12 protein-coding genes are annotated in these 17,358 nt (G+C 61.9%); 5 read left to right on the top strand and 7 right to left on the bottom strand.

All coding sequences use genetic code 11. The features are described from left to right. The first annotated feature begins 10 nt into the window (after positions 1 to 10). Positions 11 to 1,708, top strand: coding sequence for a PTS fructose-like transporter subunit IIB (locus tag HZ99_RS12445; RefSeq protein WP_038443418.1), 1,698 nt, complete (start codon positions 11 to 13; stop codon positions 1,706 to 1,708). Between the two features lie 145 nt (positions 1,709 to 1,853). Continuing rightward, positions 1,854 to 3,395, top strand: a complete 1,542-nt coding sequence (locus HZ99_RS12440) for an alkaline phosphatase D family protein (protein WP_038443417.1) — start codon at positions 1,854 to 1,856, stop codon at positions 3,393 to 3,395. A 105-nt stretch (positions 3,396 to 3,500) separates the two neighbouring features. Here HZ99_RS12440 and HZ99_RS12435 read toward each other — a convergent pair whose 3' ends face one another. Next, positions 3,501 to 6,023, bottom strand: coding sequence for a PepSY domain-containing protein (locus HZ99_RS12435; RefSeq protein ID WP_038443415.1), 2,523 nt, complete (start codon positions 6,021 to 6,023; stop codon positions 3,501 to 3,503). A 135-nt stretch (positions 6,024 to 6,158) separates the two neighbouring features. Then, positions 6,159 to 8,456, bottom strand: coding sequence for a TonB-dependent receptor (locus HZ99_RS12430; protein ID WP_038443414.1), 2,298 nt, complete (start codon positions 8,454 to 8,456; stop codon positions 6,159 to 6,161). A gap of 215 nt (positions 8,457 to 8,671) precedes the next feature. Between HZ99_RS12430 and HZ99_RS12425 the strand changes: the two genes are divergently transcribed. Together HZ99_RS12425 and HZ99_RS12420 are read left to right on the top strand one after the other, a co-directional pair. Next, positions 8,672 to 9,352, top strand: coding sequence for a Fe2+-dependent dioxygenase (locus HZ99_RS12425; RefSeq protein WP_038443412.1), 681 nt, complete (start codon positions 8,672 to 8,674; stop codon positions 9,350 to 9,352). Between the two features lie 2 nt (positions 9,353 to 9,354). Then, the gene (locus tag HZ99_RS12420) at positions 9,355 to 10,101 is read left to right on the top strand and encodes a tetratricopeptide repeat protein (RefSeq protein WP_038443410.1); all 747 of its coding nucleotides are present in this window, start codon (positions 9,355 to 9,357) and stop codon (positions 10,099 to 10,101) included. Between the two features lie 109 nt (positions 10,102 to 10,210). Here HZ99_RS12420 and HZ99_RS12415 read toward each other — a convergent pair whose 3' ends face one another. The 5 genes from HZ99_RS12415 to HZ99_RS12395 all read right to left on the bottom strand — a co-directional run bounded on the left by HZ99_RS12415 (position 10,211) and on the right by HZ99_RS12395 (position 15,332). Further along, complete coding sequence (locus HZ99_RS12415; protein WP_032861941.1) at positions 10,211 to 11,374, bottom strand: type III PLP-dependent enzyme; 1,164 nt, start codon at positions 11,372 to 11,374, stop codon at positions 10,211 to 10,213. A gap of 471 nt (positions 11,375 to 11,845) precedes the next feature. After that, positions 11,846 to 13,003, bottom strand: a complete 1,158-nt coding sequence (locus tag HZ99_RS12410; protein ID WP_038443409.1) for a betaine/proline/choline family ABC transporter ATP-binding protein — start codon at positions 13,001 to 13,003, stop codon at positions 11,846 to 11,848. After that, on the bottom strand, positions 13,000 to 13,653 hold the full coding sequence (locus HZ99_RS12405) for an ABC transporter permease (protein ID WP_038443408.1): 654 nt from the start codon (positions 13,651 to 13,653) through the stop codon (positions 13,000 to 13,002). The genes HZ99_RS12410 and HZ99_RS12405 overlap by 4 nt, the downstream gene beginning before the upstream one ends. A 12-nt stretch (positions 13,654 to 13,665) precedes the next feature. After that, positions 13,666 to 14,559: a glycine betaine ABC transporter substrate-binding protein gene (locus tag HZ99_RS12400; RefSeq protein ID WP_038443406.1), complete on the bottom strand. Its 894-nt coding sequence runs from the start codon at positions 14,557 to 14,559 to the stop codon at positions 13,666 to 13,668. A gap of 20 nt (positions 14,560 to 14,579) precedes the next feature. After that, a complete protein-coding gene (locus HZ99_RS12395) occupies positions 14,580 to 15,332 on the bottom strand; it encodes an ABC transporter permease (RefSeq protein WP_404942434.1) in 753 nt (250 codons plus the stop codon). 408 nt (positions 15,333 to 15,740) lie between these two features. On the opposite strand from HZ99_RS12395, the gene HZ99_RS12390 reads away from it, so the two are divergent. Beyond that, on the top strand, positions 15,741 to 17,324 hold the full coding sequence (locus tag HZ99_RS12390) for a peptide chain release factor 3 (RefSeq protein WP_038443403.1): 1,584 nt from the start codon (positions 15,741 to 15,743) through the stop codon (positions 17,322 to 17,324). The last annotated feature ends 34 nt before the right edge of the window (positions 17,325 to 17,358 follow it).

Raw genomic sequence — 17,358 nt, 5'->3', positions numbered from 1 at the left:
AGGGTTTGTCATGAAGTTAGCCATTGTTACCGCCTGCCCCAACGGCATGGTTACCAGTGTGCTGTGCGCCCGCTTGCTGGACGCCGCCGCCCAGCGCCAGGGCTGGAGCACCAGCGTTGAAGTGGTGGATGCAAGCCACCCCGAGCGCGCGCTGTCCCAGGCCATCCTCGACGCGGCCGAATGGGTGTTGCTGGTCGCCAGCACGCCCGTGGACATGCAGCGTTTTGTCGGTAAGCGCGTGTACCAGAGCACTCCGGCCCAGGCGTTGCAGGACGTTGAAGCGGTGCTGCAACGGGGCGCCGAAGAGGCCCGGTTGTATGTGGCAACAGCCGCGGTACCCACGACGAAAACCACCCCGCGTATCGTCGCCATCACGGCCTGCCCTACCGGCGTGGCCCACACCTTTATGGCCGCCGAAGCATTGCAACAGGCCGCCAAGGCCAAGGGCTATGACCTGCAAGTGGAAACCCAGGGGTCGGTGGGCGCCCGCACGCCCCTGAGCGAGCAAGCCATCCGCGACGCCGACGTGGTGCTGCTGGCCGCCGATATCGAAGTGGCCACCGAGCGCTTTGCCGGCAAGAAAATCTATCGCTGTGGCACCGGCATTGCGCTCAAGCAGTCTGCCGCAATCCTCGATAAAGCCCTGGCCGAAGGCCAGCAGGAAAGCGCCGCCGGTGGCGCGGCGGCCAAGCCGGAGAAAACCGGGGTCTACAAACACCTGCTGACCGGGGTGTCGTTCATGTTGCCGATGGTGGTGGCGGGGGGCTTGCTGATTGCCCTGTCCTACGTCTTCGGTATCCACGCCTACAAAGAGCCCGGCACCCTGGCGGCGGCCCTCAGAGCGGTCGGCGATCACGCCTTCACCCTGATGGTGCCGCTGCTCGCCGGCTACATCGCCTACTCGATTGCCGACCGGCCGGGCCTCGCGCCGGGGATGATCGGGGGCCTGTTGGCCAGCACTCTGGGCGCAGGGTTTATCGGCGGGATTTTCGCCGGTTTTCTCGCCGGCTACAGCGTCAAGCTGATCACCCGCGCGGTGCCGTTGCCGCAGAGCCTGGCCTCGCTCAAGCCGATCCTGATCATCCCGTTGCTGGCGAGCCTGGTCACGGGCCTGGCGATGATCTATCTGATCGGCCCGCCCGTGGCGCAGATGCTGGTTGGCCTGACGGACTTCCTCAGCACCATGGGCACCACCAATGCGGTGCTGCTGGGCATTCTGTTGGGGGGCATGATGTGCGCCGACCTGGGCGGGCCGATCAACAAGGCGGCCTACGCGTTCTCCGTCGGCCTGCTGGCATCCCAGAGCGGCGCGCCGATGGCCGCCGCCATGGCCGCAGGCATGGTGCCGCCGATTGGCATGGCTATCGCTACGTTCCTGGCCCGGCGCAAGTTTGCCCAGACCGAACGTGAAGCCGGCAAGGCCGCTCTGATCCTGGGCATGTGCTTTATCTCGGAAGGCGCCATCCCGTTTGCCGCCAAGGACCCGCTGCGCGTGATCCCGGCCAGCATCGCCGGCGGCGCCTTGACCGGTGCCTTGTCGATGTATTTTGGCTGCAAGTTGATGGCCCCCCACGGCGGGCTGTTTGTGATGCTGATCCCCAACACCATCAACCATGCACTGTTGTACCTGTTGGCGATCGTCGCTGGCAGCGTCCTCACCGGGTTGGTGTACGCCGTGATCAAGCGCCCCGAAGCGAGCCCCTTGTAGAAGCCGGCTTGCCGGCGATGAGGCCCTTGAATTGAGGCCGCCATCGCCGGCAAGCCGACGCCTGCAGGAATGATGCGCAGCCCATGTCATCTGCGCTTCATCCGCCCGTGGTTTAGTTGCCCTTTTGCAGCTTGGAGGCAAACCCATGAGCCACTTCAACCTCGGCCGCCGCCGGGTAATCCAGGGCGTCGGCGCGGGCCTGTTGCTGCCGGGGCTGGCGCCGGCGGTGATTGCCTCGGTCAAGGACCGGCCGCAGTTGACCGACGGTGTGCAGTCCGGCGACTTGCTGGGCGATCGCGCCATAATCTGGAGCCGCTGCGACCGCCCGGCACGGATGGTGGTCGAGTGGGATACCCGCAGCCTGTTCAGCAACCCGCGCCGATTCATCTCGCCCCTGGCCGACAGCCGCAGCGATTTTACCGCCCGCGTCGAGTTGAGTGGGCTGCCGGCCGACCAGGCGATCTTCTACCGTGTGCAGTTCGAGGACGCACAGACCGGCGTGGCCAGCGAGCCCTGGTTCGGCCACCTGCGCAGCGTGCCGCAACAACGGCGCGATATCCGTTTTGTGTGGAGCGGCGATACCGTCGGCCAGGGCTTCGGGATCAACCCGGACATTGGCGGCATGCGCATCTACGAAGCCATGCGCCTGCGCCTGCCGGACTTTTTTATCCACAGCGGCGACACCATCTACGCCGACGGCCCGGTGCCGGCGCAACTGACCACCGAAGGCGGGCGCATCTGGCGCAACCTCACCACCGAGGCCAAGAGCAAAGTGGCGCAGACCCTGGATGATTACCGGGGCAACTATCGCTACAACCTGATGGATGAAAACGTGCGCCGCTTCAATGCCCAGGTGCCGCAGATCTGGCAATGGGACGATCACGAAGTGGTCAACAATTGGTCGCCCGGCAAGCAGTTGGACGAGCGTTACCAGACCAAGGACGTCACTACCCTGGTGGGTCGCGCACGCCAGGCCTGGCTGGAATATGCGCCGATGCGCCTGCAGCAGGCGGACCAGGGCGGGCGTATCTACCGCAAGCTCGGTTACGGGCCTTTGCTGGATGTGTTTGTGCTGGATATGCGCAGCTATCGCGGGGCCAACGACGACAACCTGGGCGCGGTAAAACCGTTTCTGGGACGGGCGCAACTGGATTGGCTCAAGGCCGGGCTCAAGGCGTCGAAGGCCCAATGGAAGGTGATCGCCGCCGACATGCCGATTGGCCTTGGCGTGCCCGATGGCGAAGTCAGCCCCGGTGTGCCGCGCTGGGAGGCGGTGGCCAACGGTGACCCCGGCGCGGCTCAGGGGCGTGAGCTGGAAATCGCCGAGTTACTGGGCTTCCTGCGCGCGCAACAGGTGCGCAACCATGTGTGGCTGACCGCTGATGTGCACTATTGTGCAGCACACCACTACCACCCGGACCGGGCGGCGTTCCAGGATTTCGAGCCGTTCTGGGAGTTTGTCGCAGGGCCCTTGAACGCAGGGAGTTTCGGGCCCAATCCGCTGGACAAGACCTTTGGCCCGCAAGTGGTCTTTGAAAAAGCCCCGCCGGCGCAAAACACGTCGCCGTTTGCGGGGTTTCAGTTTTTTGGGGAAGTGCAGATTGATGGGCAGAGCGCAGAACTGACGGTCACGTTGCGCGACCTGGATGGCGTATCGGTGTTCGAACACAAACTCCAACCCGCCTGACGGCCTCCCCTGTAGGAGCCGGCTTGCCGGCGATGAGACCCTTGAAGTCCGCACGAGACTTGAGGCCGCCATCGCCGACAAGCCGGCTCCTACAGGCGGGCGGGGTCAGTAGACATCCCGACGGTAGCGACCCTGTTCGATAAGCCGTTCCACCGCCTCACTTCCCAGCACATCCACCAACACCTGGTCCACCCCGGCCGCCATGCCCTGCAAACTCCCGCAGACATAAATGGCTGCGCCGTCGGCCAGCCATTTACGCAGCACATCGGCGGATTCGCGCAGGCGGTCCTGGACGTAGATTTTCTCTGCCTGGTCCCGTGAAAACGCCAGGTCCAGCAACGCCAGGTCGCCACTGGCCAACCAACCTTGCAGCTCGTCCTGGCAGTGGTAGTCATGGGCGATGTTGCGTTCGCCGAACAGTAACCAGTTGCGCTGCTGGCCGTCGGTGATGCGCGCCTTGAGCAGGCTGCGCAAGCCGGCCAGGCCTGTGCCATTGCCCAGCAGAATCATTGGCACCGGGGCGGTGGGCAAGTGGAAGCCACTGTTGCGCCGCAACCGCAGGCTGATCGCCGCCCCCAGTGCTGTGTGCTCGGTCAGCCAGCCCGAACCCAGGCCCAGGCTGCCGTCGGCGTGGCGTTCCTGGCGTACGATCAGCTCCAGCACGCCATCGCTGGCAATCGAGGCGATGGAGTATTCGCGCATGCCCACGGGCACCAGTGCCTCCACCAAGGCCTGGGCGTGCAGGCCGACCAGGTGGGAGCGGTTGTCTGGCAATTGGCGACCGGCAAGGACCTGTTCCAGGGGGCATGCCAAGCCATCGATCAGCACTTCGTCCGTACCGGCAATCCCCAGGCCGTCGAGGAAATGTTCGACGGCCCACGGGCCGTTGCGGGGCAGGATTTCCACCAGGTCGCCGGCCAGCCAGTCGCGCGGGGCGGGCGGGTTGAGCCCCAGCAGGTAGACGCCTGAGCCGCTGCTGTCAGGGTTGAGCAGGGTGCGCTGGCTCAAGGTCCAGTTTTCGTAGCTGGCGCTGGCCCACGCTGGCGGCGCATGGCCGGTGATCTGGCCCAGTTGCTGTTGCCAGTGCAGCAGGGCGTCCTGGTCACCGCTGTCGACTTCGACCGGGGCGAACAAGGCGTTGCCACCCTGGTTGGTCAGCCAGAAGTGCAGGCGCCGGGCAAAGCCGCAGAAGTGCTGGTATTGGCGATCGCCCAGGGCCAGCACCGAGTAGTTCAGGCCCTGCAGCGAAAGCGTTTGGCCCAGCACGCTGCGCTCGAAGCCGCGCGCGCTGTCCGGGGCTTCGCCATCACCGAACGTGCTGACTACAAACAACGCATGTTCCGACTGGCGCAAGTCGTCTTGGCTCACGTTGCCCAGGGGCTGCACCTTCACCGGCAACCCGGCGGCCTGCAACTGGCCGGCGGTCTGCCAGGCCAATTGCTCGGCAAAGCCGCTCTGGCTGGCGAACCCAATCAGCCAGGGCGGTGCATCGCTAGGGTTGGCGCCCAGGCCCTTGCGCGCATCGCGTACCTGGCGCTTTTTGCGGCGACGGTCCAGGTACAACAGCCAACCGGTAATAAAGAACAGCGGCATGCACAGTGAAGTGACGGTAAGCATGATCCGCCCCACCAGGCCGAAATAGCTGCCCACATGCAGCGCATAGATGCTGGTCAGCAACTGCGCCTTGAGGCTTTTGTCGCCATAGCGTTCCACGCTTTTGACGATGCCCGTGGCTGGATCCAGGTTGATCTGGTTCAGCGCGCGGTCATGGGGGGAACTCTGCAACAGGTAGTAGACCGTGGCCGGTTGCCCGGCGACGGCTGGCATACGGATGTTGTAGGCGCTCAGGTCAGGGCCGGCGGTGCTGTAGATGCTGCTCCAGATCGCCTCGTAGTTGGCCACCGGAGCCGGGCCCGCAGGCGCCGGGCCGCGGTTGCGCACCCGCTCGCTTTGCGGCGCGTCGGACAACAGCCTGGTCAGGCCCTTGCTGTACCACTCATAGGACCAGTACAGGCCGGTGAGCGCGGCCAACAGGTAGAACAGCAGGCACCAGGTGCCGAACACCGAGTGCAGGTCCCAGTTGAAGCTGCGGCCTTTCTTGCGCCAGTCCAGGGCCAGCCAGGCGCGCCAGCTCGCCACTTGGCGCGGCCAGCGCAGGTACAGGCCGGAAAGGCAGAAGAAAACCAGGATCAGCGTGCAGGCGCCGGTGATTTGCCGGCCGGTGTCACCCATGGCCAGGAAGCGGTGCAGTTGCAGCATCAGGCCGAAAAAATCCTGGCCGACGGCATCGCCCAGGTAGTCGCCGGTGTACGGGTCGAAGTAGCGCATCTGCCCGCGGCGCTCGCCCGGCGGCGGGGTGAAGAAGACGCGGGCGGCGTTGCCGCTTTCGCTTTCCACCCACAGCATGGACACGGCCTTGCCTTCGGTGGCTTCGAGCTTGCGCACCAGTTCAGCGGGCGGCAGCACCCCGGCAGGCTGCTTGTGCACAGTCAGTACCGTCGGGTTGAGCGCCCGCAGGATTTCATCCTGGAACGAGTACGCAGCCCCGGTAATCCCCATCAATGCCAACACCAGCCCGGCGGTAATGCCGAAAAACCAGTGCAACTGGAATAGGGTCTTCTTCAACACGTCGGACGGCCTCGCTGAGCTGATAGGGTTTTTACGGCGCGCATTATGCCGTGAGTTGTCGAGAAACATTCTTTTTTACATGCAAAAGCCCCGGGCATCCGATGCGCGGGGCTTTTGCATGAAACGGCTACCGGCTTAGAAGTGGAAGCTGGTGGTCAACAGCGCCGTACGACCGGCTGCCTGGTTGGCGAAGTGCGCGCTATAGGCCTTGTCGTAGTAGGTTTTGTCGGTCAGGTTCTGCACGTTCAATTGCAGGTCGACGTTCTTGGTCAGCTTGTAGCTGGCCATGGCGTCGTAGCGGGTATAGGACGGCACGTACACGGTATTGGCCGCATCGCCGTAGACGTCGTCCACATAGAACGCGCCGCCACCGACGGTCAGCTTCGAGGTGATGTCATAGGTTGTCCACAGGCTGAAGGAGTTCTTCGGCGTGTTGGGCATTTCGTTGCCTTTGTTGGAGCCGGTCGTCACGACGTTTTGGCGGTTGCCGTTTTTGCCAGGATCAACCAGCTCGCTTTTCAGGTAGCTGTAGCCGGCGAATATCTGCCACTGCTCGGTGAGCTTGCCGCTGGCGGAAAGCTCCAGGCCATCGACCCGGGATTCACCGGCGTTTTCAAAGGTGTTGGAGTTCACCAGGATGCGCGCGTTTTTCTTCTCGGTGCGGAACACGGCAGCGGTCAGGGACAGGCGGTCGTGGAACAGGTCCCATTTGGTGCCCAGCTCGTAGTTGACGGTCTCTTCCGGTTTCATGTCGCTGGTGTTGATGCCGCTTGGGAGGGTGTTGGAGTCCACGCCTTCACCCACCAGGCCGCCAGGTGGCGAGGCCGAAGTGGCATAGGAGGTGTAGATGCTGCCGTTTTCCATCGGCTTCCACACCAGGCCGGCCTGCCAGTTGAAGAACTGGCTGTCGTCCTTGAGCTTGGTGCGGCCGGTGGCAGCGTTGGTGTTGGCCTCGGTGTCGAAGGTGTCGTAGCGCAGGCCAACATTGAGCAGCCATTTCGGATCGAGTTCGATGGTGTCGAACACATAGGCGGCGCGGCTGGTGGCCTTGGTGTTGGTGCCCAGGTAGTTGCGGGCGATGCTGCCGGTCCAGGCATCGTCCGGGTTCGGGTTGCCCAGGGAGGTGCATTGCCCGCCGCTGTTGCCGACCTTGCCGGGTGTGCAGCCGCCGGCAGGGTTGCTGTTAGGGCTGACGGTATAGCCGCTGACGCGGGTTTCTTCACCGGTAAATTCCAGGCCGGTGGAGTAGCTGTGCTTGAAGCCCAGGGCCTGGAAGTTGCCAAACAGATCAGTCTGGTTGGTGGTGGTCGTGGTGGTGGACACGCGGGTGTTGGCCCGGCGCCAGACGGTACCGAACTGGTTGACGTTGTGCTGGCTGTCGTCCGGTTGGGTGAGCACGTAGTCCTGGCCGGTACTGCCGTGGCGCAGGGTGTTCTTGAGGGTCATGTTGTCGTTCAGGTCGTGCTCGATGGAGAACGTACTGATATCGGCGCGGGTCTTGCGGAAGTCGCGATCCTTGAGGCCGTAGAAGTTGCTGCTGTCGCCGCCGTCGGTGGGTTTGTCATGCCCATGGACGGCATTCGACGCGTTGTTGCTGTAGCCGTAGGGAATGCCCGAATCCGGCAGGTCATTACTTTCCATGTGGTAGTAGCTGAGGTTGACGCGGGTCGGGGTGCCCAGGCCAAAGGTCAGCGACGGTGCCACGCCCCAGCGGTCGTAATTGACCGCATCGCGACCGGCCACGTTCTGTTCGTGGCTCATCAGGTTCAGGCGGAATGCGGCGCTGTCGAGGAACTGGCGGTTGACGTCGAGTGTATAGCGCCGGGTCTGGTCGGAGCCGTAGGTAAAGCCGCCGTTGAGGAAGTCCCGTGCCTGTGGGGTCTTGCTCACCAGGTTGAGGCTGCCACCGGCCGAGCCGCGGCCACCGAACGAGGAGTTGGGGCCCTTGCTGACTTCGATGGACTCGATGTCGAAAATTTCCCGGCTCTGGCCACCGGTGTCACGCACGCCGTCCAGGTAGGTGTCGCCCTGGGCATCGAAGCCACGGATAAATGGGCGGTCGCCCTGGGGGTTGCCGCCTTCGCCGGCACCAAAGGTAATGCCCGGCACGGTGCGCAAGGCGTCTTGCAACGAGGTGGCGGCGGTGTCCTTGAGCACTTGCGCCGGCACCACGGTGACGGAGCGTGGGGTGTCGACCAGCGGTGCGGTGTATTTCTGCGAAGACGCTTTTTCGGTCTGGTAGGAAGTTGCGTCCTGTTCCTGGCCGGTGATGCTGGTGGCACCCAGGGAAATGCTGTTGCGCTCGCCTTTCTGTTCGGTCTCTTCGGCCGCCTGAGCCATATGGGCTACGGAGCTGGCACTGATAGCCACGCCAATGGCCGAGGCCAGCAGGCGCGGTGAACTGTTTGGTGTTTTTGTAATGTGGCGCGACATGAAATTCCCTACCCCAAGGATGTTAGGGCGCGAAATATATTGTAAACAATTATGCATAGCAATTGAGAGGCATTACTATTTGCATTCAATTTACAAAATTTACAATTTGGGTTTACGGTTTTTGCCCGCTCAGACGTCTGTCTATCGGATCAGGGTTTTACAGCGTCAATAGTAATCAATACCATTGGCGCCCCTCTGCTCACCGGTAACGCCTCATGCTGCTGCATATTCCCGGCCTGTTCTCCCGCGAAGAAGTCCTGCGCATCCGCGAAGCCCTGGAGCAGGTAGACTGGGCCGACGGCAAAATCACTGCCGGCCATCAGTCGGCCAAGGCCAAGCACAACCTGCAATTGCCGGAAGGCCATCCACTGGCCAAGGAAATCGGTGCGGCCATGCTCGATCGCCTGTGGCAAAACCCGCAATTCATGTCGGCGGCCCTGCCGCATAAAGTCTTCCCTCCGTTGCTCAATTGCTACACCGCAGGTGGCAGCTTCGACTTCCACATCGATAACGCGGTGCGCCAGCCCAAGGGCAGCCCGGAGCGGGTGCGCACGGACCTGTCCTCCACGCTGTTTTTCAGCGACCCGGATGAGTACGACGGTGGCGAGCTGGAGATCCAGGACACCTTTGGCCTGCAGCGGGTCAAGTTGCCTGCCGGTGACATGGTGCTGTACCCCGGCTCCAGCCTGCATAAAGTCAACGCCGTGACCCGTGGCGCACGTTATGCCTCGTTTTTCTGGACCCAAAGCCTGGTGCGTGAAGACAGCCAGCGCACGTTGCTGTTTGAAATGGACGGTGCGATACAGCAACTGACCCGTGACGTACCGGACCACCCGGCATTGATCCAGCTCACCGGCACCTATCACAACCTGTTGCGTCGCTGGGTCGAGGTCTGAGCATGGCTTTTCATCTGCGCCGCGAAGAACACCTCGACGGCGAACAATTGCGGGCCATGCTCGACGAATCACCGGCCCGTGCGGCCCAGGCGATCCTGATGGCCGCGAAGGAGGGCGTGCTCGATGCCCAGGCATTGCTGGGGCAAATCCTCCTGGAAGGGCGCGGTATTGAACGCGACGAAATACTGGCATTGCGCTGGTTCCAGATTGCGGCACGGGGCGGCCACTTGATGGCGCGCAACATGGCGGGGCGTTGCCTGGAACACGGCTGGGGTTGCACTGCCAATGAGTCGGCCGCCGCCGGGGAGTACCGCCAGGCAGCACACGCCGGACTGGATTGGGGCTTGTACAACTACGCCAACCTGCTGGCCACCGGGCGCGGCGTGATGCAAGACCAGCAGCAGGCACTGGTGTGCTATCGCCAGGCTGCCGAGCTGGGGCATGCCAAGTCGATGAACCTGGTGGGGCGTTACCTGGAGGAGGGGCAGTTCTGCGCGCAAGACTTGCCGGCGGCACTGGATTGGTATCGGCGCTCGGCTGAAGGTGGGGATTTTCGCGGGCAATTCAGTTATGCGGCGGTGCTGGCGGATCAAGGCCAGGTCGAGGCGGCGCTGGGCTGGCTACACAAGGCGCTGGAGGGCGGGAATCTGAAGTTCTTGCGGGTGGCACACAAAGCGCTGGCGACGGCGAATGATCCGCAGATTCGCGCCATGGCCCAAGCCTACCGACAGCGCGCAGAACAACTGTAGGAGCCGGCTTGCCGGCGATGACGATCTTGAGATCAGCGGTGATCTTTCGGGCGCCATCGCCGGCAAGCCGGCTCCTACAAGGGGATCTGATCGTTCCCGGGAAGGGTGATCAGACGTAGAAGGATTTCAGCGGTGGGAAGCCGTTGAATTCCACCGCGCTGTAGCTGGTGGTGTACGCACCGGTCGACAGCCAGTACAGGCGATCACCAATGGCCAGGTTCAGTGGCAGGCCGTACTTGTAGTTTTCGTACATGATATCGGCGCTGTCGCAGGTCGGACCGGCGATCACCACTTCTTCCATCTCGCCTTTCTTCTCGGTCCAGATCGGGAACTTGATGGCTTCGTCCATGGTTTCGATCAGGCCGGAGAACTTGCCCACATCGGTGTACACCCAACGCTCGACGGCGGTGCGCGATTTACGGGCAACCAGCACCACTTCACTGACCAGGATCCCGGCGTTGGCGATCAACGAACGGCCCGGCTCCAGGATGATTTCCGGCAGTTCGTCACCGAAGTCTTCCTTGAGGAAGCGGATGATTTCCTCGGCGTAGGTTTCCAGGCTGTTGGTGCGAGTGATGTAGTTGGCCGGGAAGCCGCCACCCATGTTGATCAGCTTGAGGTGGATGCCGTCTTCTTCTTTCAAGCGCTCGAAGATCACCTTGACCTTGGCGATGGCCGCATCCCAGACGCTGATATCACGCTGCTGCGAGCCCACGTGGAACGAGATGCCGTAGGGCACCAGGCCCAGGTCGCGGGCGAGGATCAGCAGGTCCATGGCCATGTCGGTCTGGCAGCCGAATTTGCGCGACAAAGGCCAGTCTGCGGTGGTCGAGCCTTCGGTCAGGATGCGCACATAGACTTTCGAGCCCGGCGCAGCCTTGGCGATATTGCGCAGGTCCGCTTCGGAGTCGGTGGAGAACAGGCGCACGCCTTTCTCGTAGAAGTAGCGGATGTCCTTGGATTTCTTGATGGTGTTGCCGTAGCTGATACGGTCAGCGCTGACGCCACGGTCCATGACCTTGTCCAGCTCGTAGATCGACGCGATGTCGAAGCTCGACCCCTTGTCTTTCAACAGGTCGATGATCTCGACGGCAGGGTTGGCCTTGACGGCGTAGTACACCTTGGCGAATTCGAAACCGGCGCGCAGGTCGTCGTAGGCCTGGCTGATCATCGCGGTGTCGATCACCACGAACGGGGTTTCTTGCTTGTCGGCGAACGCCTTCATTTTGTCAAACGTGGCGCGCGCGAAATAGTCTTCGACGTTGATCGACATGCTGGGAACTCCTAAGGGCAAACTAGATTGATCAATGGGTGCAAATGAACGTCCTCCGTATCCCCACTTTGGTTCGCCTACTTCCCAAGGCATGTCGCCGAAAGCAAAAAGGCCATGGGAATAACCGCTTCCCTTGGCCTTGCTGTCTCGTCGTCAGTACTTGAGCCGGATGGATCGTTTCCAGCATGGACGTTCGGCGCGAACTTTAGGGCGTGAGGGGCTTGAGATCAACTAAAAATGTCGCGTTTTTGCACGCGTTCGTCGCGAGGCGCCGTGCAGCTACTTATGTAACCGACAGGTGTGACGAATTGATGTTCCCCAAGGAGGAGGAATCAGGCTATTTCCGGACACCCAGCAGAACTAAATGTGGGAGCGGGCTTGCTCGCGAAGGCGGTGGGTCAGCACCCCATTCAGTGACTGACACGCCGCTTTCGCGAGCAAGCCCGCTCCCACAATTTTGACAGAGTGGTGTCAGGCCAGGGCAGTCTCGGCAGGCGACACAATACTGGTCTTGCCCCCGCGGGACTTGCCGGAGCTCAGGTACTCGGCAATCGACTCCTGGGTGACTTCACCCAAGAACACCCGTTCGGCATCCATCACCGGCAACCATGAGCGGTTGAACTCGTACATGCGCGACAACAGGATGCGCAAGTGCTCGTCAAACGCCGCCGTGGCATTGAACTCGCGCAGGTACTGGGCACAGGTCCCGGTCTGACGATGCAGGTCGCGACGCCGTACATAACCCAGCGCCTTGTTCTCGGCGCAAGTGACCACCACATAGCGACGGTCATGCTCGTCCATCAACTCCAGGGCATCGGCCACCGGGGTGTCCGGGCTGACCGACGGCGCGTTGTCCGCGGCGTCTTCGGCCTTGACCAGCAGCAGGCGCTTGAGGGTGCTGTCCTGGCCCACGAAGTTGCTGACGAATTCGTCGGCCGGATGGGCCAGCAGGGTGTCCGGATGGTCGATCTGCAACAGCTTGCCGGCGCGGAAGATGGCGATCTTGTCGCCCAGCTTGATCGCCTCGTCGATGTCATGGCTGACCATGATCACCGTTTTGTTCAGCGCGCGTTGCATCTCGAAAAACTCGTTCTGGATCATCTCGCGGTTGATCGGGTCGACCGCACCGAACGGCTCATCCATCAGCAGCAACGGCGCATCGGCCGCCAGCGCACGGATCACGCCGATCCGTTGCTGCTGGCCACCGGACAATTCACGCGGGTAGCGATGCAGATACTGCTTGGGTTCGAGCTTGATCATGCTCATCAACTCGCGGGCGCGGTCGTGGCATTTCTGTTTATCCCAGCCCAGCAGCCTGGGCACGACCACGATGTTTTCCTCGATGGTCATGTTGGGGAACAGGCCGATCTGCTGGATCACATAGCCGATGTTGCGGCGCAGGGTCACTTCATCGAGGTCGGTGGTGTCTTCGCCGTTGATCAGGATCTTGCCCGAGGTGGGCTTGATCAGGCGGTTGATCATTTTCAGCGTGGTGCTTTTGCCACAGCCCGAGGGGCCGAGGAACACGCAAATCTCGCCTTCATTGACAGTCAGGCTCACGTCGTTGACGGCGGTGACCGTCTTGCCGTTGCTTTGGAAGGTCTTGGACAGGTTTTGAAGTTCGATCATTTGAGCAATCCTTTTGGAGTCAGCGAGCGTTGCAGCCATTGCAAAAGCAGGTCGGCGAAGATGGCCAGGAGACTGACCAGCACGGCGCCAACGATCAGCATCGACATGTCGCTGCGGCTGATGGAAGCCAGAATAAGTACACCCAGGCCACCGGCGCCGATGGTGGCGGCAATGGTCATCACACCGATGTTCATCACTACGGCGGTGCGCACACCGGCGAGGATCACCGGCACGGCAATGGGTAGCTCAACCATGCGCAGGCGCTGGCCGAAGGTCATGCCGATGCCTTTGGCGGCTTCGCGGATACCCGGCTCGACACCGGTCAGGGCCAGGTAGGTGTTGCGCATGATCGGCAGCAGGGAATAGAGGAATACGGCGGTGATCGCCGGCATCGGTCCCAGGCCCTGGCCGAACTTGGAGTAGAACGGCAGCAGCAGGCCGAACAGGGCAATCGACGGCACGGTCAGCAGCACCGTGGCGCTGGCCTGCAACGGGCCGGCCAGGGTCGGGAAGCGAGTCATCAGCACGCCCAGGGGCACGCCGGCGACAATGGCGAGGATCACGGCGATACCGACCAGGGTGATGTGCTGCCAGGTCAGGTGCAGGACTTGGGCCCAGTCAAGATGGGAAAAGGCGTTCAGAAATTCCATGTCTTCTCCTCTTTAGTTGAGTGGGTGCTGGCGCAGGAAGTCGGCGGCCACGGCAGACGGGCTTTCATGGTCCACGTCGACCCGCGCGTTCAACTGGCGCATGGTTTCATCGTCGAACAGCGCCGCCAGTGGCTTGAGCTCGGCGGCCAGTTGCGGGTGGGCATCCAGATAAACCTGGCGTACCACCGGTGCCGCGGTGTAGTCCGGGAAGTAATGCAGGTCATCTTCGAGCAGCTTCAACTTGAAGGCGTTGAGGCGTCCGTCAGTGGTGTACACCAACCCTGCAAACACCTGGCCGTTACGCAGCGCGGTGTAGACCAGGCCGGCGTCCATCTGCCGGGTGTTCTTGCGGGTGAGGTTCATGCCGTACAGCTTGACCATGCCGGCCATGCCATCGGAGCGGTTGGCAAACTCAGTGTCCAGGGCCACCAGGCGGTTATCCCGGGTGTCCTCGGCCAAGGCCTTGGTCAGGTCGCTGATCGTGTTGATCTGCGGATATTGCCTGGCGACGTTTTCCGGCAGGGACAGGGCGTAGGTGTTGCTGAATTTCGACGGCGACAGCCAGACCAGGCCTTTTTTCGCGTCGAGTTCTTTAACTCTGGCGTAGGACTGTTCGCTGTCGAGTTTTTCGTCGATATGGTTGTAGGCCACCAGGGACACGCCGGTGTATTCCCAGATCAGGTCCAGTTGCCCGCTTTCCTGGGCGCTGCGTGCCAGGTTGCTGCCCAGGCCACCGGTTACGCGGGTGTCGTAACCTTTGGTGCGCAGGTACTGGGACGTGATTTCCGCCAGCAGGGTTTGCTCGGTGAAGACCCGGGCACCGATGCGGATCACCGGTTTTTCAGCGGCTTGCGCAATACCGGCAAACAGCAGGGCGCAGCTCAATATCAAAGTCAGTTTTTTCATGTCGATTCCTTTACCCAGCCTTAGGACGGACGCAACCCGCGCTCCAGCCAAAGGCGGCTGGCCAGGGTTACCAGCGCGTCGAGCAGCAAGGCCAGCAGCGCGGTGCACGCGGCGCCGAGCAGCAGTTGCGGCTGATTGTTCAGGGCGATGCCGGGGAAGATCAGACTGCCCAGGCTATTGGCGCCAATCAGGAACGCCAGCGGTGCGGTGCCGACGTTGATCGCCAGGGCCACCCGTACGCCGCCGATGATGATGGGCACGGCGTTGGGCAGTTCGACGCGAAACAGCACCTGGCGCGGGGTCATGCCGATGCCGACGGCAGCTTCCTTCAAGGAACCCTGCACGTTTTTCAGGCCTTCGTAGGTATTGCGCACGATGGGCAGCAAGGAGGCGAGAAACAGGGCGAAGATCGCAGGGCCGCTGCCGATGCCGAGGACGCCGAGGGCGATGGCCAGTACGGCCAGGGGAGGGACGGTGTTGCCGATGTTGAAGATCTGCATGAAACGTTCTGCGCGCCCGACCATATTCGGTCGGCTGAGCAGGATACCGGCGGGGATCCCTACGATCAGGGCTGCCAGCATGGAGACAAGTACAAGAATCAGGTGAGCTTGCAGGTAAAACAACAAATCGTCGCGGTACATCTCGATCGTGTTGATGCCGATCCAGTGGACCAGCAGGGCCAGGAGAGCGACGACAACCGCTCCTCCTATCAGCCCTTTGCCATAGCGAATAGCCACAGGCGGACTCCTTTTTTCTTTTGTCGGCGAACACATTTTCCGGCGGCAATGCCATTGCTGGCCGCCTTTGAATGAGTTCGCGAAAAGCAGCTCGCCGATACTGGCAATGCAGTATGCGATCGAGCCATGAGCGCAGCCTCGTCAGGCTAACTTGCTGATTTTTCAGCCCCTGTCACGAGTGCGGTAGCAGGGGAGTGGACGTCTCTACCTTTTAAAAGGTTCCATACTTGGCAGCATTTAGCCACCGTTGATCGGGATTTTCTCCCCCGTAGGAGCCGGCTGGCCGGCGATGACGATCTTGAGATCAACGGCGATCTTTCGGACGCCATCGCCGGCCAGCCGGCTCCTACGGGGTTTGTGGTTGTTGGGCGAACGGTGGTCCGGGGGGCTTGATCTGCGCTATACTCGCCGCCCTTTTTTGACTCACCTGCCAGGCGATTTCCCATGACCCACCAGGCCGCCGAAGTCGCGAAACGCCGCACTTTCGCCATTATTTCCCACCCCGATGCCGGTAAAACCACCATCACCGAAAAGCTCCTGCTGATGGGCAAGGCAATCGCGGTGGCCGGCACGGTGAAATCGCGCAAATCCGATCGCCATGCCACTTCCGACTGGATGGAGATGGAGAAGCAGCGGGGTATTTCCATTACCACGTCGGTCATGCAGTTCCCTTATCGCGAACACATGATCAACCTGCTCGACACCCCGGGCCACGAAGACTTCTCCGAAGACACCTACCGCACCCTCACCGCGGTGGACTCTGCCTTGATGGTGCTCGACGGCGGTAAGGGCGTCGAGCCACGGACCATCGCCCTGATGGACGTGTGCCGTCTGCGTGACACGCCTATCGTCAGCTTTATCAACAAACTCGACCGGGATATCCGCGATCCTATCGAGCTGCTGGATGAAATCGAAGCTGTCCTGAAAATCAAGGCCGCGCCGATCACCTGGCCAATTGGTTGCTACCGTGACTTCAAGGGCGTGTATCACCTGGCCGACGACTACATCATTGTCTACACCGCCGGTCATGGTCACGAACGCACTGAAGTAAAAATTATCGAGAAGCTCGACTCCGATGAAGCCCGCGCCCACCTGGGTGACGAGTACGACCGCTTCGTCGACCAGTTGGAGCTGGTACAGGGCGCCTGCCATGAGTTCAACCAGCAGGAGTTCCTCGACGGCCAGTTGACCCCGGTGTTCTTCGGGACGGCCCTGGGCAACTTCGGCGTCGATCACGTGCTGGATGCGGTGGTCAACTGGGCGCCCATGCCGTTGGCCCGTGTGGCCAACGAACGTACTGTTGAGCCGGTAGAAGAGAAGTTCAGCGGCTTCGTGTTCAAGATCCAGGCGAATATGGACCCCAAGCACCGCGACCGTATCGCCTTTATGCGCATCTGCTCCGGCAAATACGAAAAAGGCATGAAGATGCGCCATGTGCGCACGGGCAAGGACGTGCGTATCGGCGACGCCCTGACCTTCTTCTCCTCGGAGCGTGAGCAGCTGGAAGAAGCCTTTGCCGGCGACATCATCGGCCTGCACAACCACGGCACCATCCAGATCGGCGACACCTTCACCGAAGGCGAAGCGTTGGGCTTCACCGGCATCCCGCACTTCGCCCCGGAACTGTTCCGCCGCGTACGCCTGCGCGACCCGCTCAAGTCCAAGCAACTGCGCCAAGGCTTGCAGCAACTGGCCGAAGAGGGTGCCACCCAGGTGTTCTTCCCCGAGCGCAGCAACGACATCATCCTCGGCGCCGTGGGTGTGCTGCAGTTCGATGTGGTGGCCAGCCGCTTGAAAGAGGAATACAAGGTCGAATGCTCCTACGAGCCGATCACCGTGTACTCGGCGCGCTGGATTGATTGCAGCGACAAGAAGAAGCTGGAGGAATTTTCCAACAAGGCTGTGGAAAACCTCGCCATCGACGGCGGCGGTCACCTGACCTACCTGGCCCCGACCCGGGTCAACCTGGCGCTGATGGAAGAGCGCTGGCCGGATGTGAAGTTCCGTGCGACCCGCGAACACCATTAAGGTCTGAGCGGTACAAAAAAGGGCGAAGCGGTGA

The organism is Pseudomonas fluorescens, assembly GCF_000730425.1.
Classification (GTDB): Bacteria; Pseudomonadota; Gammaproteobacteria; order Pseudomonadales; family Pseudomonadaceae; genus Aquipseudomonas; species Aquipseudomonas fluorescens_X.
Note: the sequence above shows the minus strand (reverse complement) of the source record. Positions and strands in the feature narration are given on the sequence as shown.